This is a genomic window from Pseudomonas sp. WS 5051 (genome assembly GCF_012985715.1).
Taxonomy (GTDB): domain Bacteria; phylum Pseudomonadota; class Gammaproteobacteria; order Pseudomonadales; family Pseudomonadaceae; genus Aquipseudomonas; species Aquipseudomonas bubulae.
In genome coordinates this window covers 26,073-45,674 of record NZ_JAAQWV010000001.1, presented here as the reverse complement: position 1 = coordinate 45,674, position 19,602 = coordinate 26,073, and the positions used below count along the sequence as shown (strand labels likewise).

20 protein-coding genes are annotated in these 19,602 nt (G+C 57.9%); 11 read left to right on the top strand and 9 right to left on the bottom strand.

Annotation, left to right across the window (positions count from 1 at the left end; translation table 11 throughout):
• Positions 1-1,683, top strand: coding sequence for a POTRA domain-containing protein (locus HBN79_RS00225; RefSeq protein ID WP_095001041.1), 1,683 nt, complete (start codon positions 1-3; stop codon positions 1,681-1,683).
• A 60-nt stretch (positions 1,684-1,743) separates the two neighbouring features.
• Here HBN79_RS00225 and HBN79_RS00220 read toward each other — a convergent pair whose 3' ends face one another.
• Complete coding sequence (locus HBN79_RS00220; RefSeq protein ID WP_095001042.1) at positions 1,744-2,157, bottom strand: response regulator; 414 nt, start codon at positions 2,155-2,157, stop codon at positions 1,744-1,746.
• Positions 2,158-2,183: 26 nt separating this feature from the next.
• Positions 2,184-2,405 carry a Flp family type IVb pilin gene (locus tag HBN79_RS00215; protein WP_153328191.1) on the bottom strand — a complete coding sequence of 74 codons (222 nt, stop codon included), beginning with the start codon at positions 2,403-2,405 and terminating at the stop codon, positions 2,184-2,186.
• Between the two features lie 333 nt (positions 2,406-2,738).
• Here HBN79_RS00215 and cpaB point away from each other — a divergent pair, with 333 nt between their 5' ends.
• The 8 genes from cpaB to HBN79_RS00175 are packed head-to-tail and all read left to right on the top strand — an operon-like array spanning position 2,739 to position 10,173.
• Positions 2,739-3,668 carry a Flp pilus assembly protein CpaB gene (gene cpaB / locus HBN79_RS00210; protein WP_095001044.1) on the top strand — a complete coding sequence of 310 codons (930 nt, stop codon included), beginning with the start codon at positions 2,739-2,741 and terminating at the stop codon, positions 3,666-3,668.
• A gap of 36 nt (positions 3,669-3,704) precedes the next feature.
• Complete coding sequence (locus HBN79_RS00205; protein ID WP_095001045.1) at positions 3,705-4,931, top strand: type II and III secretion system protein family protein; 1,227 nt, start codon at positions 3,705-3,707, stop codon at positions 4,929-4,931.
• On the top strand, positions 4,928-6,133 hold the full coding sequence (locus HBN79_RS00200; RefSeq protein ID WP_095020822.1) for a pilus assembly protein: 1,206 nt from the start codon (positions 4,928-4,930) through the stop codon (positions 6,131-6,133). Before HBN79_RS00205 ends, HBN79_RS00200 begins: the two co-directional genes overlap by 4 nt.
• Entirely contained in the window at positions 6,130-7,404 is a 1,275-nt protein-coding gene (locus tag HBN79_RS00195) for a CpaF family protein (RefSeq protein ID WP_095001047.1), read from the top strand. The genes HBN79_RS00200 and HBN79_RS00195 overlap by 4 nt, the downstream gene beginning before the upstream one ends.
• 10 nt (positions 7,405-7,414) lie before the next feature.
• Entirely contained in the window at positions 7,415-8,299 is an 885-nt protein-coding gene (locus HBN79_RS00190; protein WP_095001048.1) for a type II secretion system F family protein, read from the top strand.
• Position 8,300: 1 nt separating this feature from the next.
• A complete protein-coding gene (locus HBN79_RS00185; RefSeq protein ID WP_095020823.1) occupies positions 8,301-9,185 on the top strand; it encodes a type II secretion system F family protein in 885 nt (294 codons plus the stop codon).
• A gap of 14 nt (positions 9,186-9,199) precedes the next feature.
• On the top strand, positions 9,200-9,889 hold the full coding sequence (locus HBN79_RS00180; protein ID WP_095001050.1) for a tetratricopeptide repeat protein: 690 nt from the start codon (positions 9,200-9,202) through the stop codon (positions 9,887-9,889).
• Between the two features lie 17 nt (positions 9,890-9,906).
• Positions 9,907-10,173: a DUF3613 domain-containing protein gene (locus HBN79_RS00175; RefSeq protein WP_095001051.1), complete on the top strand. Its 267-nt coding sequence runs from the start codon at positions 9,907-9,909 to the stop codon at positions 10,171-10,173.
• Positions 10,174-10,328: 155 nt separating this feature from the next.
• Here HBN79_RS00175 and HBN79_RS00170 read toward each other — a convergent pair whose 3' ends face one another.
• On the bottom strand, positions 10,329-11,111 hold the full coding sequence (locus tag HBN79_RS00170) for a response regulator transcription factor (RefSeq protein WP_095001052.1): 783 nt from the start codon (positions 11,109-11,111) through the stop codon (positions 10,329-10,331).
• Between the two features lie 117 nt (positions 11,112-11,228).
• Positions 11,229-11,702: a prepilin peptidase gene (locus tag HBN79_RS00165; RefSeq protein ID WP_095001053.1), complete on the bottom strand. Its 474-nt coding sequence runs from the start codon at positions 11,700-11,702 to the stop codon at positions 11,229-11,231.
• Between the two features lie 71 nt (positions 11,703-11,773).
• Here HBN79_RS00165 and HBN79_RS00160 point away from each other — a divergent pair, with 71 nt between their 5' ends.
• Together HBN79_RS00160 and HBN79_RS00155 are read left to right on the top strand one after the other, a co-directional pair.
• The gene (locus HBN79_RS00160; protein ID WP_095020824.1) at positions 11,774-12,217 is read left to right on the top strand and encodes a TadE/TadG family type IV pilus assembly protein; all 444 of its coding nucleotides are present in this window, start codon (positions 11,774-11,776) and stop codon (positions 12,215-12,217) included.
• Positions 12,207-14,951, top strand: coding sequence for a PAS domain-containing sensor histidine kinase (locus tag HBN79_RS00155; RefSeq protein ID WP_169916106.1), 2,745 nt, complete (start codon positions 12,207-12,209; stop codon positions 14,949-14,951). The genes HBN79_RS00160 and HBN79_RS00155 overlap by 11 nt, the downstream gene beginning before the upstream one ends.
• A 128-nt stretch (positions 14,952-15,079) precedes the next feature.
• Here the strand turns inward: HBN79_RS00155 and HBN79_RS00150 are convergent, their stop codons facing one another.
• The 5 genes from HBN79_RS00150 to HBN79_RS00130 all read right to left on the bottom strand — a co-directional run bounded on the left by HBN79_RS00150 (position 15,080) and on the right by HBN79_RS00130 (position 19,589).
• Positions 15,080-17,050: a pilus assembly protein TadG-related protein gene (locus tag HBN79_RS00150; RefSeq protein WP_169916105.1), complete on the bottom strand. Its 1,971-nt coding sequence runs from the start codon at positions 17,048-17,050 to the stop codon at positions 15,080-15,082.
• A gap of 233 nt (positions 17,051-17,283) precedes the next feature.
• On the bottom strand, positions 17,284-17,871 hold the full coding sequence (locus HBN79_RS00145; protein WP_169916104.1) for a DUF4136 domain-containing protein: 588 nt from the start codon (positions 17,869-17,871) through the stop codon (positions 17,284-17,286).
• 28 nt (positions 17,872-17,899) lie between these two features.
• The gene (locus HBN79_RS00140) at positions 17,900-18,514 is read right to left on the bottom strand and encodes a DUF4136 domain-containing protein (RefSeq protein WP_095019795.1); all 615 of its coding nucleotides are present in this window, start codon (positions 18,512-18,514) and stop codon (positions 17,900-17,902) included.
• Positions 18,515-18,537: 23 nt separating this feature from the next.
• Positions 18,538-19,287: a methyltransferase domain-containing protein gene (locus HBN79_RS00135; RefSeq protein WP_095020826.1), complete on the bottom strand. Its 750-nt coding sequence runs from the start codon at positions 19,285-19,287 to the stop codon at positions 18,538-18,540.
• Positions 19,284-19,589 carry a nucleotide pyrophosphohydrolase gene (locus HBN79_RS00130; RefSeq protein ID WP_095001060.1) on the bottom strand — a complete coding sequence of 102 codons (306 nt, stop codon included), beginning with the start codon at positions 19,587-19,589 and terminating at the stop codon, positions 19,284-19,286. The genes HBN79_RS00135 and HBN79_RS00130 overlap by 4 nt, the downstream gene beginning before the upstream one ends.
• Positions 19,590-19,602 lie beyond the last annotated feature (13 nt).

The window sequence follows — 19,602 nt, the reverse complement described above, 5'->3', positions numbered from 1 at the left end:
ATGCGTAATTGCGTTCCCTTTTTGTTGTTGGCTCTGGCCCCGTACGCGGGTGCCGAGACCCTTCCGCGTTTTCTCAACAGCAATGACAGCATGCAAACCCTGCCCACGCCCAACCTGCCGGTGGATGCCTATCGCCCTGCGGCGCCTGCGCTGGAGCTACCCAAGCCGGCGGCTGCACAACCCCGGCCACTGGAAATGGGTACCCGCCTGACCATTCGCAAGTTGCAGATCGAAGGTGGCACGATCTATCCGTTGCCAGAGCTGGGGGCGGTGTACAAACCGCTGCTGGGCCATGAAATCACCCTGGCCGAACTGATCGAGGCCACACGCAAGATCACCAAGCGTTACCAGGACGATGGCTATTTATTGTCCTATGCGTTTTTGCCTCAGCAGAACTTCGACCAGGGCCTGGTGCGTGTGGTGCTGGTTGAAGGCTATATCAGCGAGTACAAGGTTGACGGCGATATCGGGCGGGTCAAAGGGTTTGTGGATGAGCTGGTCGATAAGCTCAAGGGCGAACGCCCGCTGACCCGCAAGACGTTCAACCGCTACAGCACGCTGTTGAGCCGCATCCCCGGCGTCACCCTGGAGGCGCAAGTGCCACCACCCGGCACCACCGATGGTGCATCGACGCTGAGTATCAGTGCCAGCCGCAAGCCCTTCACCACCAGCATGAGCCTGGTCGAAGGCAATCGCAGCAGCACCCAGGCGCTGCTGGCGGCCAGCAGCAATTCGCAAACGGCCATGGCCGAACAATTGACCCTGAGCGGGTTGTTTCCCCCGGGCAATGACAAGGAGCACTACTACCGCCTTGATTACAGCCAGTACCTCAACGCGGAAGGCACGCAGTTGAACCTGTTTGGTTCCAGTTATCGCAGTGATCCAAGTACCAGTATCGTCACCAGCGACGGTTTTGAACTCAAGCCCCATCGCGAGAATGACCGCTTTTCGATCGGTATCAGCCATCCACTGATTGCTGCTCCGGATCAATGGCTCAGCGCCGCCGCGCGTTTCTACGGGGTCAATGACAAGACTGACTACGAGATCGTCGGCTACGGGCAGACCATCAGTGACAAAACCAACGTGCGGGCACTGGCGTTTGAGGGCGACTGGCGCAAGTCCGATGCCAAACAACTGCGCATCGTCAGTGCCGGCTTGTACCAGGGCATAGATGGCATGGGTGCCAAGAGCGAGACCAACCTGACCGGCACGCAGTACGATCTGGACTTCTTCCGTTTGCGTCTGTCGGGCGTGCAGAGTAACGGCTACTTCGACAATTGGCAGGGGGTGATATCGGGCGCTCTTTACTGGAGTGACGACACCCTGCCTGACAGCGAAAGGGCGGTATTTGGCGGGCAGAACTTCGGTCGCGGCTACCCGGACGATCAGGCATCCGGCGACAAGGGCTGGGGGGCGGCATACGAACTTAACTACAGCTTCAATCGCGAGGGTGAATGGGTCAAGTTGCTGCAACCCTATGCCGTCGTGGACAGGGCCAAAGTCTGGTACAACGAGTTGCCGTTAAAAGGTTCGGATATGTCTTCGGCAGCACTGGGCTTGCGTTTTGGTGACAAGCGCTATTACAACGTTGCCCTGGAAGTTGCCAAGCCCATGTCGGATATAGCGCTGGACAGTTTTAATCGCCGGCCGCGATATACATTGAGTTTTAGTTATCAGTTGTAGTGTGTGACCGTAAAAGCCCGCCTCCCCAAGTCAGGGGGGCGGGCTTTTATAGTATGGGGGTCAAGTTCTTGCCAGGTGTAAGTGTGTGGGCTGTGGAAAGAGGTTTTCGAGGGTGTCGAGCAGGCGCACGTGGTAAATGGGTTTGCGAAACAGGTCCAGCACCTGCAGGCGCAGAAGGTCGCTTACATCGTCCATATCGGCGTGCCCGGAAATGACAATCACCGGCAAATGCTGGCGCGATGTGTGCTCGCGCAGGCGCTTGATCAGCGCAATACCGCTCTCTTCCGGCATGCGCAGGTCGGTGATGACCAGCGCAATATCCGGATGTTGGGTCAACTGCGAAAGGGCGAGTTTGACTGAAGTTGCCGTATAGCAACAAAAGCCCTCGCCCTCCAGCAGCTCAGCCAACTCCAGCAGTGCGTCCTCTTCGTCATCCACCAGGAGAAGCTGTTGGCGTGATGGGGAGAGAGGCATGTTGAGTACTCATTTTGGTTAATGAACTAAGCTGCGGCTCCCAAACCTTCTTTAACTTTGTCAAATACGTCGGTTACAGCTGTCTGTACACTTGGCGAAAGCCCCGCAATCACCACCGCCACCATCGCTGCAATAATTGCATATTCAATACCCGAAGCGCCTTCGGTCCGTTTTGCAAACAACTTGGCTTGGCGCGCTACAAATACCTGGGCAGGTACATACACTTTCAGAACAGTATTTAATATCATCTGACTTCTCCTTAGTGCGCCGGGGCGGGCACTGCGTAACTTGGGTGCAGGGTGATTCCCACCTGCAGTCACAGCATTGGCAATAAATGACTTTCCCACAACTGTATCATTGGACTAATCACAAAGTATTAATCCAAATGACTATTTAAAAAATGCGTATCAAATCAAACTATTCACAATTGATTAGAGATTTTTTAGTTCGCTAATGGCATTTTGCTTTACCTGAGCTATTTTTAAATAGCGATTGGTTTCAAACGCATTAAAGGTTCGTAGCTGCCTGATTGTGAATGGGTTTTTTAGTCTGCAGTGCGCAGTGATAAAGGGAGTTTGTGCATGAACAATCGACGCAGTCTGATATTGGCCGCCATTTTGTTTGTCGGGGCAATTGCCGCCGGTTACTGGGGGCTGGTATTGAGTCGACAGCAGCCGGTCGCCGAAGTTCCGGTGGCTCAGTCTGTAGAACAAGGTGTAGCGGCCGTTGAAGACAAAACCCGCCAGGCGGTGGTGGTACTGGTTCGCGATGTCCCCCCGAATGTGGCCTTGACGGCCGATGACCTGACCCTGGAAAAACTCCGTACCGCCCCCGCTGGCAGCCTGACTGCCATCGATCAGGCGGTGGGCCGCACCCCGTGGCGCAGCCTGAGTGCAGGCACCTGGCTCAGTGATCAAAGCTTTGACGTGGGCGGGCCGCTGGCTCGCATGATTCGCCCGGATGAGCGCGCACTGGGGGTCATGATTGACGAGGTGTCCGCTGCGGGTGGGCAGCTTAGCCCCGGTGATTACGTCGATATCCTGTTGTTTTTGCGTCAGGACAGTGGCAACCCTCAGCAGTCGGCCCAAGTGGTATTGCCGGCAGTGCGGGTGCTGAGCGTGGGGGGTGAGCTGGGCTTGACCAGCGATGGCAAGTTGGCCAGCCAGCCGAAAAATGCCGAGGAAGCGCTCAAGCAAGAACAAAGCCGCATCAATGCGCGATCCGCAGTCCTGGCGGTTCCCGAGCAGCTTCTCAATCAACTGATGCTGGCGACCCAGGCAGGCACCCTGCGCCTGGCCGTGCGCAGTGCCGACGAGCAACGTTTGAGCAAATATTGGGCGGGCGAGCAGGAATCTGCGACTAATCTTGATAATGCCAAGCGTAGTCTTTATCAATTTAACCAGTTAGCCATGGCCAGTCCGGCAAGAGTGCCAGTCAGCAGCAATCCCGCTGTCGCCCCTCGGGTACGCGGTATTGAAGTGATCCGCGGCAATCAAACGGCTCAGCAGTAGGCCCAATAAAAATCCTTATCTGAAAGGAAAACCAACATGAGCCACCGTTGCCCTCCACTTTATAAACGCGCTTTCTGGACGCTGCTGCTGAGCAGCTTGCCCCTGGAGATGGCCTTGGCCGCAGGCGAAAACTGCGCGGCATTCAACGCATTGCCTTCGGTATTGGAAGTGGCCCAGGGGGCCCAGAAGGCCATGGGCTTTCCGGTGAACATCTCGCGCATTGCCGTGGGCGACCCCACCATTGCCGATATTCGCTCCAATGGGCCAAACGCTTTTTTGCTCACCGGTATTGCCTCGGGCACCACCAGCCTGATGGTCTGGAGTGCCTGCTCGAAAGAGCCGCACCAAACCATGCTTTTCGTCAAGGGCAAGGCCGCCTCGGGGCTGACCGGTACGACGTTGCCGCCCTCCGAAGACCCGACCTTGCCGGTGCAGGTGCAAACCGATATCCGCTTTGTCGAAGTCAGCCGCACCAAACTGCAGGAAGCCAGTACCTCGATCTTCGGTATGGGCAGCAACTTCCTGTTCGGCTCGCCGGGCTCATTCCTCAGCACCGCTGAAGGGATCATCACCGGTGGTCCGGTGGCCAACGCCAAGTATTTCAACATCGGCTTTGGCGGCGGCAAGGTCAGGGCCATGATCAATGCCCTGGAAGGCAGCGGCTTTGCCTACACCCTGGCGCGTCCCAGCCTCGTGGCCATGAGCGGGCAGAGTGCAACCTTTCTGGCCGGTGGTGAAGTGCCAATCCCGGTGCCCAGCAGCGGCAGCGATAACGTGTCGATCGAGTACAAGGAGTTCGGTATCCGCCTCACGCTGACCCCGACCGTGGTGGGGCGTGATCGCATCATGCTCAAGGTGGCCCCCGAAGTCAGTGAGCTGGACTACACCAACGCGGTGAATATCGCCGGTACCCTGGTACCGGGCCTGACGGTTCGACGCACCGATACCAGCATCTCACTGGCCGACGGCGAAAGTTTTGTGATCAGTGGCTTGATCAGTTCGCGCAACAGCTCCCAGGTCAACAAATTCCCGGGGCTGGGCGACATTCCGATTCTTGGCGCTTTTTTCCGCGACTCCAATATCAGTCGTGAAGAGAAAGAACTGCTGATGATCGTCACCCCGCATCTGGTCCAGCCACTGGCTGCCAATGCGGCACTGCCGACGATGCCCGGGGAGCAATTGCGCAATTACGACCCTAACTGGTATCGCCTGTATTTCCTGGAGAACGGCAAATTCAATAGCCGTAGCGGGTTATCTCAATGAGCCAAAGCCTAAGCCAGACATTTCTCGCGCTGACGCGCAACAACACCGATCTTGAGTGGCTGCAGGGAGCATTAGCGCCGTTGGGTCAAGTGGTGGGTGCAGGCACAAGTAGCCTGGATGAACTGCTGGCCCTGGTTGATGTGACGTTTGCCGGCCTGATATTTGTGGGCCTGGATCGGGACAAGGTAGTCAGCCAGTGCGCGCTGATTGAAGGTGCTCTGGAAGCCAAGCCCATGTTGGCCATCGTTGCCCTGGGCGACGGTATGGATAACCAGCTGGTACTCAATGCCATGCGCGCCGGGGCGAGGGATTTTGTGGCCTACGGTTCGCGCTCCAGTGAAGTGGCGGGGCTGGTGCGGCGCCTGAGCAAGCGCCTGCCACCTGTGGCACCGAATGCCCAGTTGGGTGGCCTGAGCGTGTTGTTCAGTGCGCAATGCAATGCCGATGGTGCATTGCTGGCCAGCCACCTGGGGCTGGTGGTGCAAAAGCACGATCAAAAAACCCTGTTTCTGGACCTGGGCGTGCCCCGTGGTGATGGCCTGGCCGTGCTGGGCCTGGAAAGCTCGTTCTTTTTCGGTGATGCCCTGCGTCATTTGCGGCGCCTGGACAGCACCTTGATTGACAGTGCCTTTACCAAGACTGCCAGTGGCTTGCGGGTGTTGGCCCACAGTGACAGTGACGAACCGCTGGAGCAAACCAGTGCCGCCGAACTGTATATGTTGCTCAGTGCCTTGCGTCAGCACTTCCAGCATATTGTGGTCAACCTCACCGGTCAGCCTGACAGTGAAGCGCTGCGTACCTTTGCCACCCATTGCGACAGCCTGCTGTGGTACACCGACCAAAGCGTGCTCGATTGCCGCCGCAATCTCGACGTACTCAGCCGCTGGCGGGCCAAGGGCATGAAGTTCGAGCATACGGGCTTGTTGATCGACCGCTATATGAGTGGCGTTGCTCCCAATGCCGATGCCCTGGGTAAAAGCTTTGGCCTGCCGGTGCTGACAACACTCCCACCCAGCCCGGAGCTGCGCATCAATGCCAAGAATCAGGCCACCACCCTGTTTGACCTGGCCCCGCGCGAAGCCCTGAGCCAGGCTTTGAAAAAACTCGGTGAACGGTTGGTCTTGCGTTCACAGGTGCCTGAGCAAGCGACTTCCAAATCGGGTACCTGGCTGAACCTGAACCGCCTGTGGGGGGCCAAATGAGCAATGAACAGCTGTTTGGCTCAGGCCTGTACAAGGATGGTCGTGCGGACCATGACGGCCTGAAACTGGTGCTGCACCGCTATATCATCGATGCCATTGAAGAGACCGGAAAAAACCTGCTGGAAGGTTCCCGGGTGTCTTTGGCCCAGTTTGTTACCGAGCGGGTAGCCGAGTATGTGTCGCGCCTGCATCTGGCTATTTCCCGTTATGAGATGGAGCGTCTGGCCGAGGAGATCGTCGACGAACTGACCGGATTCGGCCCCCTCGAAGTGCTGCTGCGCGACCCGGCCGTGACTGAAATTCTGGTCAACGGCCCCCATCGGGTGTTTGTCGAACGCGAGGGTCGACTTAGCCAGAGCGATCTGCGCTTTATCGATGACCATCATGTGGAACGGGTGATGCAGCGTATTCTGGCGCCCCTGGGGCGGCGTCTGGATGAGTCCTCGCCGATGGTCGATGCGCGCCTGCCCGATGGCAGCCGGGTCAACGCCATCATTCCGCCCATTGCCCTGGATGGCCCGTGCCTGTCGATCCGGAAATTTCGCAAGGACATGCTGCAAAGCAGCGACCTGGTGGCCATGCAGACCATCGACCAGGCAATCTTTGAATTCTTCCAGGAGGCGGTGGGCAAGCGCTGCAACATCCTGATCAGCGGCGGTACCGGTACCGGTAAAACCACGCTGCTCAACATCCTCAGCCAGTTGATCAACCCCCATGAGCGCCTGGTCACCATCGAGGACGTGGCTGAATTGCAGTTGGGCCACCCTCATGTGGTGCGCCTTGAAACCCGCCCGCCCAATGCCGAAGGGCATGGTGAGGTGAAATCCAGCGACCTGATCCGCAACGCCCTGCGGATGCGTCCGGACCGCATCATCCTCGGCGAGATCCGCGGTGTGGAAGTGCTCGATGTATTGACCGCGATGAACACCGGTCACGATGGTTCCATGAGCACCGTCCACGCCAACACCGCACAGGATGCCCTGCTGCGACTGGAAACCCTGGTGGGTTTGACCGGGCGTACGGTGGCGGAGAAAACCTTGCGCCAGATGATCTGCGCCGCACTGGACGTGATTATCCAGCTGACGCGCATGCCCGATGGCCGCCGTTGCGTCAGTGAAGTGCTGGAGGTGGTGGGGGTGCGTGACGATGTGTATGTGACCAACACCCTGTTCCGTCTCGACAAGCGCACCGGCTTTGGTTTTATGCGCGAGGCCTTGAACCCGGCAAGCGACAAGTTGCGTCGTGACCCCGTCCTGAACGCCCACGGCTGAGGCACTGCATATGAACCCGGCCTTACTGCTTTTTACCATCAGTTTCCTGATGTTCGCGCTATCGCTGAATCTGGTGTATCGCGCCCTGACCGACCCGACCACGGGCCGTGTGCTGGAGCGTCTGGGTGAAGGCCAGCCGCAGTTGCTGGAGAAAGCCCAGGGCGTGGCCTGGCTGGACCGGGCTTTTTTGCAGGCAGGCCTGGGGCGCCCTTCAGAGCGTCTGGGTTTGTGGCTGTCGCTATGGGCCGCTGCGGTGATTGTGGCGGGCCTGATCGGTGGCTGGGTGTTCTTGCTCGCGTTGCTGGTGTTGCCGCCGGTGCTGCTCAAACTCTTTGTCAGCTGGCGTTACCACCGCCGGGTTCGGCGCATGGTTGAGCAACTGCCATTGCTGCTCGATCACTGCGTGCGCAGCCTCAAGGCCGGACGCACCTTGGCCGATGCGGTGTTGACCGCGATCGAGGCATCCAGCGACCCGCTCAAAAGCAGTATCAGCCGGGTATCGCGCAACGTGCAGATGGGGGTGAGCCTGCCCGAGGCAGTGAACGACTTTGCCGAGCTTTATGAACGTGATGAATTTCGCATGTTTGCCCTGGGGCTTAAGGTCAACCATCGCTACGGTGGTAACGCCAGTGAGTTGCTGGAGAACCTGATCGTGCTGATTCGCGAGCGTGAGCAGGGGGCGCGCAAGTTGCGCGCCATGACCGGTGAAACCCGGATGACGGCGCTGGTGTTGGGCTCGTTGCCGGTGTTTGTGGTGGGTTTCTTTATGGTGACCAACCCCAGCTACATGCTCAAGATGTGGCAGGACGGCGGAGGGCAGCAGATGCTCCTGACCGCAATGGCCATGCAGATAATCGGCAGTGTGGCGCTGTGGCGCATGGTACGGAGCGTATGACATGGCCTTTTTGATTTGTGTGGTGTTGCTGCTGGGCGCCATGGCGCTGTTGATCAATAACGTGGTTCAGGATCGCATGAGCCAGCAACGGGTCATGCAGCGCCTGGATGGTGACAAGACCGGCCCCGGCAAGCTCAGCCTGTGGATGCGGGCGGTGGGCAACAGCAAGTTTGGCCAGCGCTCGGTGTCGATGGACAGCGAAACCCAGACTCTGCTCAACCGCATCGGCTGGCGCACCGCCAGTCAGCGCTCGCTGTTTGCCGCTTTTCAGGTTGGCACCCCGATAGCTTTTGCCGGGCTGGTGTTCTTGGGCTATGAGCTGTTTTTTCCGCGTTCGGGCAATCTGCTGGTGGTGATGCTGTTCTCCCTGGCTTTGGGCTATCTGATCCCCAAGCGATTGTTGGCCTATGCTGCAAAAAGGCGCCAGCAGGAAGTGGCGATCGAAGTTTCAACCTTTATTCCGTTGCTGCGCATTCTGTTTGAGTCGGGCATGGCAGTCGAACAGGCGCTGCGGGTGTTGAGCCAGGAAGCGCGGCACCTGCTGCCGGTACTGACCGGTGAGTTGCGGGTGATTCTGGCCCGGGTCGACTCGGGGCTGGAGTTGAATCAGGAACTGAGCAAAACCGCGAGTCTGCTGGATGTAGACGAGTTCAATGACACCTGCGTGATTCTGCAGCAATTGATTCAGCAGGGTGGTGGCGCGATGAAGTCATTGCAGGCACTCAAGGAGCTGCTGGATGACCGTCGTTTGACCCGCATGGAGGAATATATCTCCAAGATGTCCGCCAAAATGTCGGTAGTGATGATGGTGTTTCTGTTCCCCGCTTTGATGATCGTCTTGGCCGGGCCGAGTTTTGTCGCTATCTCGCGAGCCTTTCTCTCTTGACCAGGGGTATGAACATGAAAGCTGTCATCGTCGTGTGCGGGCTGCTGATGCTGGGCGGCTGTGCCACAGGAGGTCAGAGTAATCCGCCGTGGATGGCCATGGGCGGCAGTTGCACCAAGTTGAGTGGTGACCAGGAGCTGTCACTGAACCTGGCCGATGACATGGCCAAGGAAGGCAAGCTGCACGCCAGCCTGGCCAACCTGCAAAACCTGCCGCAGGGGTCGGCGCAGGTACAACTGCGCAAGGCACGGATTTATCGCCAGTTGGGCCGCGATGAGGCCGGGCCGCTGTATCAAGGGTTGCTGGGGTCGTGCCTGGCAGCCGAAGGGGAGCATGGCCTGGGCCAACTGGCAGCCGGGCACGGTGACAACGCCCTGGCGATCACCCATCTGGAGCGTGCGGCACAAATGGCGCCGACCGATGCCAAGATCCGCAATGACCTGGGTGTGGTTTATCTCAATCAACGGCGGGTTGATGAAGCGCGGTTCGAGTTTTTGACCGCTCTGGAGCTCAAGCAGGATGAATCTCCGGCGGCATTGAACCTGGTGACCTTGCTGATTTATCAGGACCAGTGGAAGCAGGCCGCAGAACTGGTAACCCGCGCGGGCCTGACACCCGAACAGGTAAGTGATGCCCAGTACCGGGCACAAGCTTTGAAAGCTCAAGCCAGGACCGCCAGCAACCAGGTGGCTGTCGTCAAATAACGCGTTGGAGGTTTGCCATGACTTTATCGATTCGTGTGGGGGTGCTGCTGGCCCTGATGCCGCTGGGTGCGCTGGCTATCGAGCCTGGCCCCACCCCCAGAACCCAGCAGCAAACCGAGAACTGGCTGCAATTGCAAGTGAGCGGCAGCGTCCAGTCGCCCATCCACCAAACGGCTACGCCGGCGGAGCGTGAGCTCAGCCTGCAGCGCTGGCTGGACAGTTATAAACATGAAATCCCCGAGTACTACGGGCAGAAAGAGGGTGGCAAGGCCAGCCAGGAATAAGTTCTTTCCTGCAATAGCGGGCCCCCACAGGCAGTAGGCGGCGCAAGAGCTGTGGGAGCGGGCTTGCCCGCGATGGCAGCGGTGCGGCGTCACTCACCCGCCGCGCCAGTTGTATCGCGGGCAACTCGCACCGCTACAGTGAAGTGATCAGGTAGCTAGTGCGCAGTTTGCCGATGGGCGCCGGCGTTTGGCGACAGGGCCAGGGCCAGTTGGGTGCGGTTGTTCATATGGGTCAGGCGCAGCACTTGCGACACATAGAGCTTGACCGTGTTTTCGGTGATGCCCAGGTCACAGGCGATCTGGTAGTTGGTCTGGCCCTTGCTGACCAGCTTGGCGACGTCCAGCTGGCGTGGTGACAGCTGTTTGAAGATCGTCGGGATCTGTTGCCAGGGGCCTTCACCTGGTTCCTGGCTGTTCAAGGGGTGAGTGGCAGCTTGCGGAGGGCGCCGGGCGGACTCCATGTCCTGATACAGGTCATCGATGGATTCGGCCAGGAACTGCAATTTCTGGTTCAGGTGGCCCAGCTGATCGCTCTTGTGGCGTTCACGCAAAATAGCTTCCTGGCGCTGGATGCCCTCGAGCAGCTCATTGAGGTCGACCGGCTTTTGATAGTAGTCGGCGATGCCGATACGCAGGGCCTTGATCACATCCTGTTTATCGGCGCGACCGGTCAACAGGATGCTTTCAAAGGCGCGGTGTTTGCCGGCCAGTTTTTGCAACTGCTGGGTCAGTTCGATGCCGTTCATGTCGGGCATGTGCAGGTCGCAGAGCACCAGGCCGATTTGCGGGTCGGCCACAAACGCATCAATGGCTTCACGGGTTGTATTGCAAGGCACGCAACGGTAACCGCTGCTTTCCAGAAACTCGCACAGTTCTTCGACAATCAACGACTGATCGTCGACTACGAGCACTTTTATTAGGGGGTTGGGCGTGTTCACGTGGTTCTCCTTCCTGGTAAACCAATCAGGGACATCTTGGTCCACATACTTGCGGTGATTGAATTAAACGTAGACCTACTTTACGACTATGTACAAGGTATTAATCCCTCGTAATGACTAGTGAAGCAGAGCCATTGTCAGGGTAAAACCACCGAACAGGAAGGGTGCAAAGGGAAGCTTTTTTGACACTGTGGCGCCTTTCGCAAGCGAGAGCGTCTTAACTTGTTGATTTATTGACGGCAGTATTTTTGACGCACAAAACCACCAGATGCCACTACAGATGCCAGCACCGATAACGGTGCCAAGAATTGTCGGACGATCGGTTGTCAGCGCCAGGGCGATCAACAGCTTTACGTCGCCGGCACCCAGCTTGTTCAAGGCATAACCGGGCAGTGTCAGCACCAGCGCGATCAGCAGCGCCCAGCCTCCTTCGGTTGCGCTTGCTCCCAGCCAGGTGTGACCGGTCCACAGCAGATACAGCAGCGCAAGCGCTGCGCCACCCAACGTCAGGAAGTTGGAAATATGGCGTTGGAGCAGGTCTTGAATGGAACAGGCCACAAACCACAGCAACACAACAGCTAACTGGATCACGTAAAGAGCCTCCGTTTTTTACCAATGATTCTATGATGATATTACTGTCGACAGTCAGGGTAGACGCAGTCATGAAAACAAGACTTGGCAAAAAGCAGCAGGGCGCGGCGGCGATTGAGTTCGCGCTGGTGTTTGTGATTTTTTTTGCGGTGCTTTATGGCGTGCTCAGCTACAGCTTGCCCCTGCTGTTGGTGCAGTCATTCAACAATGCGACGGCCGAGGCGGTGCGGCGCAGCATGGCGGTGGATCCGACGGCGGCCAACTATGGCGGGCTGGTGGAGACGTTGGCCAAGAGCGTATTGAACGAGAAACTGGCCTGGGTGCCCACTGCGGTTAAAGGCAGCCTGGTTCCGGCCGCGACCTATAACCCGACAACCAAAGTGCTGACTGCCAGTGTGACCCTGCCTGCTACGGCGTTGACCACCATCATGCCGGTGCTCAAATTGGGAACGATCACAGTGCCCAGCCTGCCAACAAATTTGAAAGCCGAATCGAGTGCTCAACTTGTCCCCTAGCGAAGGGCTGTTCGGGCGCTTGTTGGGACGGACCGACGAGCGCTTGCCTGAATCCACCGATCCGCAATCACGCACCCATGCGGGTATCCAGCTGATGCTTGATCCGCTGGGGCACGTCATTGAAATCCACGGCCTGCAGCGCTACGGCCTGGCGCGGGGCAGCGACGATGGTTCACCGCGCCTGCTCCTGAGCTATCTGGTGCCGGGGAGCACCCTGGCGCTTGAAGGCGTACCGGCAGACTGGGTTGGTCACAGTCTTGATCTCGACTTCCAGTGTGCGGGGCTGCGTGTGGTGCATACCCGGGGCTGGGTGCAACCCCAGGGGGGCAGCTGGCTTTTGCAGTTGCTGGATATCAGCGACCTGCGCCTTGGCAGTGAGCAGGCCCGCAGCCGCGAGCGCTGCACGCAACTGATCCTGGGGCTGGCCGGGCAGTTGCGCCAGTGCAGCGCGTCGCGTCTGTCCGAGGTCATGCACGAAGCGCTGCGCAGCGTCGCCCAGCATGGGCGTGTGCCCTGTATGGCGCTGGCGCTGCGTGAGGGTCCACAGGCTTCCTGGTATATGCACAGCACGTATCACGCCTTTGATGCGCCGCAACTGTGGCTGCCCGAACAAAACCTTGGCAGCCTGCTCGATCCGCTTGGCGGAACCTCACCCCAGCGTGTCGAGCGCGACGGTAACCCGCGATTAAACGATTTGTTTGGCAATGCCGATGGTGTGCTGGTGCCTTACAGCGACCAGCAAGGCTTGTGTGCCTGGTTGATGCTGGGGTTTTACCCGGCGTCCCTGCACGGCCCGCAAATGAGTGAAAGCGACTGGATGCAGGTGTGCGCTGCCCTGGCCGCACCACTGCTGGACCGTTTACGTGAGCAGCAGCACCTGCAGCAAAGCGAGCGCATGGAAGCCCTGCAAGGCCTGCTGGGCACCGGCTGGTGGGAATGGTCGAGCACCAGCGAACTGCTGGAACTGGCTCCACAACTGGCCATCAACCTTGACGCTGTGGCCGAGCCGCAGGCCATGACCCGCCAGGCATGGCTGGCGTTGTTTCACCCGGCTGACCGTGATGAACTTAGCGGTCGCTTCAATGAACTGCTGGAACATGGCAAAGAATTATTACTGTTTGCCCGGGTACATGAGCCACAGGCCACAGAGCCTGCCCGCTGGTACCGGATTCAGGGCCAGGTGCTGGGCAGCGGCACCCGGCGGCGCATCGTAGGTTTTATGCTGGATGTCAGCGATATCAAAAACCAGCAGCAACAAGTCGCCGCCGCCCATGCGCGGCTGGACAACCTGATCGCCAGTTCCCCGGCGGTGATTTATGTACAGCGTTATGTTGAAGGCGCGCTGGTACCGGCATTTTTCAGTGACAGCCTCAAGCCTTTACTGGGCTGGACGCTGGAGGAATGTACCAGTGAAACCTTGATCGAGTGGGTCCATCCCGATGACCTCGAACAGTTTTTTGGCCGTACCCGGCAGTTGCTGCGCGAAGGCAGCGCCCGCAACCGTTATCGCCTGCGCGATCGGCGCGGCGATTATCATTGGTTGCTGGATGAGGCCAAGCTGTTGCGTAACGACCTTGGTTTGCCGGTAGAAGTGGTCGGCTTGTGGCTGGATATCACCGAAGCCACCGAAGCGGCCGAGCGGGTCAAAAACAGCGAGGAGCGTTATCGGATACTGGTTGAGGACTCACCGGCGATGATCTGCCGTTACCTGCCCGACCTGACCCTGACCTTCGGCAATCAGCCGCTGGCCAGCTACCTGGAATGCACCACTGCGCAACTGCCGGGCATCAACCTGAGCAGTTGGCTATCCACTGAGCAGCGCGAGGCCTTTGTGCAGCGTATTGCCGGCTTGACTCCGCAGGCACCGGTCAGCACGGCGGAAATCAGCCTGCAACTGCCGGGGCGTGAATATGCCTGGTGGGTGTGGTCGGACCGGGGCATTTTCGACGAGCAGGGCAACTTGCTTGAAGTGCAGGCCGTGGGCCGCGACAACACCGAAGTGCGTCGCTCGCAACAGCAACTGACCCACAGCGCGAAAATGGCCACCCTGGGCGAAATGGCCACGGGGCTGGCGCACGAAATCAACCAGCCGCTGAACGTGATGCGCATGGCCGTGGTCAACGTGCTCAAACGCCTGGGTAATGGCGATGCGCAGATCGATTATTTGCAAGACAAACTCACCCGTATTGACGGTCAGATCCAGCGTGCGGCGCGGGTGGTAGACCACTTGCGGGTGTTTGGCCGTCGTTCCGAAATCGAACAGCAAGTGTTCAACCCGGCGCAGGCCATGGAAGGCTCTATGGCCTTGCTGGGTGAGGGCTTGAGGGGCAAGGGTGTGCAATTGCGCAGTGAGGGCCAGGCTTGCGCTGTGCAGGTGCGCGGCCATGTGGATCAGTTGGAGCAAGTGCTGATCAACCTGATGGTCAATGCCCGTGATGCGCTGATGAGCAAGCGTGAAACCGACCAGGAGTTTTTACCCTGGATTGCCCTGAGCGTTGAGTCCGATGCGCAGAGTGTGCGCCTGCGGGTGGACGACAATGCGGGTGGGATTGATCCGCGGCTTTTGGAACGGATCTTCGAACCGTTTTTCACCACCAAGCCCATCGGCCTGGGCACCGGCCTGGGGTTGTCCGTGAGTTACGGCATTATCGACAATATGGGCGGGCGGCTGAGTGTCAGCAATACCGAGCATGGCGCGCGGTTTTGTGTGGAGTTGCCGGTGGTAGCAGCCTGAATTCAGCGTTCCACCCTTCATGTGGGAGCGGGCTTGCTCGCGATTGCATCACCTCGGTATATCAGATGTACCGAGGTGCCTGAATCGCGAGCAAGCCCGCTCCCACAAGGTATTGCACTCCATTTAGGTCAAAGCACCAGCTGGGCGCGGCCACCCTGGTTGCAGGAGAGGTTGGCGCCGACATCGGCTACTGCCAACTTCACACCTAGGGCGTTCAATAAGGTATTGATGATTGGGTTGACCAGATAAACCAATATCTGATTCAAAGCAGTAATGATAGATGTGCTGAGTGTGCTGATAGCTCCGGCAACCGCTTGAAGAAGAGCCCCAGTGACTGTTTTACCCGTTGGCGGGGTGTATGAAGTTGTAATAACACTTCCTGAGGTATCTCCAATGGTCAGGACGTTGGCGTTGGAGCCAAAACTTTTATAATAGGTAGCCTGGTTGATGTTCTGCAACAAGGGTGGCGCATATACGAGATTTTGCGTAGTCGGCGATAAACTTGTCTGGGCTTTTAAATTAAAACTGCCTCCGTCACCTACCCCCGTAGAGCAACCAAGAACGCCTAACAGATGGCATGTTTTAAGGTTGATGCTTATCAGCTTCACGGGAGAGACGTTGAAACTGTTGGTTGTCAGATCTACCGGAGGGAATAGGCCAGAGCTTGGAGAAGCACCAATAGTAACTTTAGCTAATGCCGTATTGGCTTTGGCCGTCAAGCTTTTCGAGTCCTGGCTTGTGCAGGTATAATCAGTCACATAACTGTTGGCACTGGCAGCCTCTATATAGATGTTGAGATCGTTGACTAGCGTCAGTGTTCCGACCGATTGGCAACTTAGAACGCAGACGATAGCGTCTACAAGTTTAAGCTCCAAAACCTTGCCGACAATTTCTGTTACTGTTGACAGTACGCTGGTTAGCAGATTGGTGAGTGGTTCAAGCGCTTTTAATACTGGCAAGCCTATTTGTATTCTTGTCTGGATTTGAGCCGTGCGAACTGATATTTGATTCGGGCCCGCATAGTCACCCTTTATCAGTGCTGGATTGCCAATGGCTGAAAGTTGAGGCGGCTGGATAATTTTTGTGTAGACATTTATGTCGACAAGGTTAAAAGGGTTTATTTTTATATTTGCAGTAACGCCGCTTTTTCCATTGGAAAGCTGGACGATTCCTTGCAAGAGATCAAACACCGACATGTTCGTATCCAGGCCTGCATTAGGTGTCCCTGTCTGGACTTTAAGCAGGTCACCGAGCTTCAAGAGTTGAGTAGGGCTGATAAGGGCTCGGATTGTAGTAAGGCCGCTGACTGCAACGTCAGCAGTAGACCCGTTTTTTTTCAAGACATTTATGGCCGCATCAAGAAGCTGAGTGGCATGAAGATCTGTTTTTAGTAAGTCATCATAGTTAGCAATATTTGCATTCAGCGAAATTAACTGATTTAGATAACTGAGCAAGTTGATCTTTGTATCTACCAATCCCTGCCAAGAAACTAGGTTGGCATTTATGGATCCCCCCAAGAGCCCGCCAACAAGTTGATCCAGTATTCTTGATTGGGTGGTGTCGATAGATGCCAGTGAACTGCGAATGGTTAGCTGCGCCAACGGCCCCCCTCCGACACTCCCCACCGCACTCGCCGTCAAATTGGTATTCAGATTAAACCCGTTTTTGGAAAACATACTCCACAAGCCTCCGGCCACGCTGGTCGGCACAGTGGTGGTGGCGATTACGCGAATGGCATCGGATTTGGTTGCGTCGGCAGTGAATACCCGCAACTGGCTACTGTTGGTGCTCAGGGTGCCGCAAGTGGTGTTTACTTTTTGCACGCTGCCGGGGGTGAAGCTGTTGCGAGTGGCACTCTGGTTGGCGAAACCGGCAGCAGTACTGGCGCCAGCACAGTTACCGCCCCGACTCACCGCCTCCAGCACCGCCATATCCGCCACGCGCTGTAACTTGCGCTGCTCCAGGTACAGGCGCCCGCTGTCGACCACCAGCAGCATAAACAGCAGCACCATGCCCAGCGTCACGGCAGCCATCAGGCCGATTGCGCCATGCTGCTGCCGGGGACCATAAAAACCCATACCGCGTAGTTGGGGAGACATCGAGCACTCCTGATGCTGGAACAGTGCCAGCGCTAACTCTCCAAAGTTTCAGCGAGTGTAGACAAGAAGTGATCGGTGCGCTGGCCAGTTGCCAGTTTTATAAGCGCGATGTGAACGGTTAATCAAAAGACAACGACAAGTGGTCAGAAAAACAGTGTAAAAACCAACTTGCTCACGAAAGTATTAATACCAACTTACTTATATACATCGTGAGCAAGTTAATGCTGCGTAACTTACTTGGGCGGATACATACTCAGGATCTTGGTGACTGCTTGCTGGATTGCAGCGCTGCGTTCAGCCGGGGTCGGGCTGCTGTCGACGACTTTCTCTGCACTCCCTCGCCACACCAGCTTGCCGTCTTTGGCATCGATCAGGTCGATCTGCAGCGTACCAACCTGGTAGACCACGTTGCGGGTTTCGTTATACATCGGTGCGCCCCAGTAACCTTCCCACGGGCCGCCCCAGTAACCCCCCCACGGCCCGCCCCAAGGGCCACCGTAGCCGTAGTTGGTCACCACTTGCTCCTGGCGGTTGGCCACGATCAGCCAGGTTTGCACCAGCAAGTCCGGCTTGCTGCCTGCCGCTACCGGGCGCAGGCCGCGCTGGTCCAGCTGGCTGCTGACGGCCTGGACAATGCGCTGCTCGGTCAGGTCGCTTCTTAGCATCGGGTTGTTGGGTTGGTATTGCACGGCAGGGTCTTTCCAGGCCCAGGTACGGAACTGGGCGAAATCGACAGCAGGGTTGTAATCATGGCTGACCTGCATGGTTTCGCAGGCACTGAGCAGCAGGGCCAGGCCCAGTAATGCAATGCGACGAAGCATGATGATTTCTCCACTTCACTATTGAGACTCAATGGGGAGGGTAAGCCTGTACTGCCTTGTTCAGTGATTCGCGCAGGGCGTCACTGCGTTCGCTCAGGCTGCCTTTACTGCTGGTTTCTGCACTGGAACTCCACACTGGCTGGCCAGTTTTACCGTCATACAGGTTGAGTCGAACCACCATGACCTCAACCTCATAAGTACGTATGACGGGGACAGAGTTGTACATGCCGTATTGGCTGCCGTAGCGGCCGTAACCGCTGCCGTAGCCGGCCCCGTAACCATAGTCGTCCTGTACCTGGCGCAAGCGTTTTTCGGTGTGCAAATCAGCACTGACCCAAAGATCCGCCGGACGGTTGGGTTGTGCCGGGCGCAAGCCGCGCTGGTCCAGGGCATTGTTAACCGCTTCGGCGATTTGCGCCGAGTCGGCCCATGCCGTGCCAACCGGCAGCCGACCATTGAGCCAGGCCCAGCTCTGGTAGCGCCCGTAATCCCGTGGCGGGGCCGGGTAGGCACTCAAGTCCAGGGTATTGGCTGCCTGTGCCGGAGCCGGAGGCATGGGCATTGAGGTGGCGGTGTACGGGTTGGGGCTTTGGCAAGCGCCCAGCCCCAGGCTCAAAACGATCAAGGCAACGCGGCGATACATCATGCTCTCCCCCGCAGGGCGATTTAAACCGGGCGACACACCCAATGAAGATAACGTCCCAGCCCGGCAAACGCAGGGTGGCGACGGTGGGCCAGCTCCATTTCAACCAGGGCTTCAAGCTCGGCGCGGGCCTGGAACTCCACTGGCATGTAATCGTGAAACACCCGCACGCCGCTTTGGGTTTCGACCTGCCACAGCCCTTCGAGTGCTATGGCCAGCTCCCGTGGGTCGAGTGGCTGCTGCGGGGTGAGGCTCTGTTTTTCGCCGGCCATGTCGTTCTTGCGCATCTTGCGAAAGTGCCCCTTGAGCAAGTTGCGATAGATCAGCGCGTCGCGGTTGTAAAACGCCAGCGACAACCAGCCATCTTTGGCGGTCAATTGATGCAGCACCGGCAGGATCGCGTGGGGCTCGGCCAGCCACTCCAGCACGGCGTGGCACAACACCAGATCGTACGGTTGAGTCAGTTGGCCCAGCAGCTCCTGCCACGGCGCCTGAATAAAGGTGCCAGTCTGGCCAGCTTCGGCAAAACGCTGGCGGGCGCCTTCCAGCATCGGCGCGGCCGGTTCGGCCAGGGTCACATCGTGACCTTGCTGGGCCAGCCACAAGGACATATGGCCCAGCCCGGCGCCGATATCCAGCACCCGCAACGGGCGTTTGGGCAGGGCTTCCTGCAGGTCGGCCTGGAGCACGGCCAGACGAATCGCACCCTTGGCGCCACCGTAGATTTTCTCGGCGAAGCGGGTGGCCAGTTGATCGAAGTGACGGTCACTCATTTGTTGAAACGCCTTTCATTGTCGGCCAGTTTATTGCGTACCACTTCATTCATGTCCAGGCCCAGTTCGGCACAAAGCAATACCAGGTACAGCACGATATCGCCCACTTCCTGGCCGGCGTGGGTGAGCTTGTCGGCAGGGAGCTGGCGTGACTGGTCTTCGCTCAGCCACTGAAAGATCTCCACCAGCTCGGCCATTTCGACACTGGCGGCCATGGCCAGGTTTTTCGGGCTGTGGAACTGCTTCCAGTCGTTGTTATCGCGGATGCGATGCATGCGTCGGGTTATTTCGTCGAGGTTCATTGCGGGCGTGCTC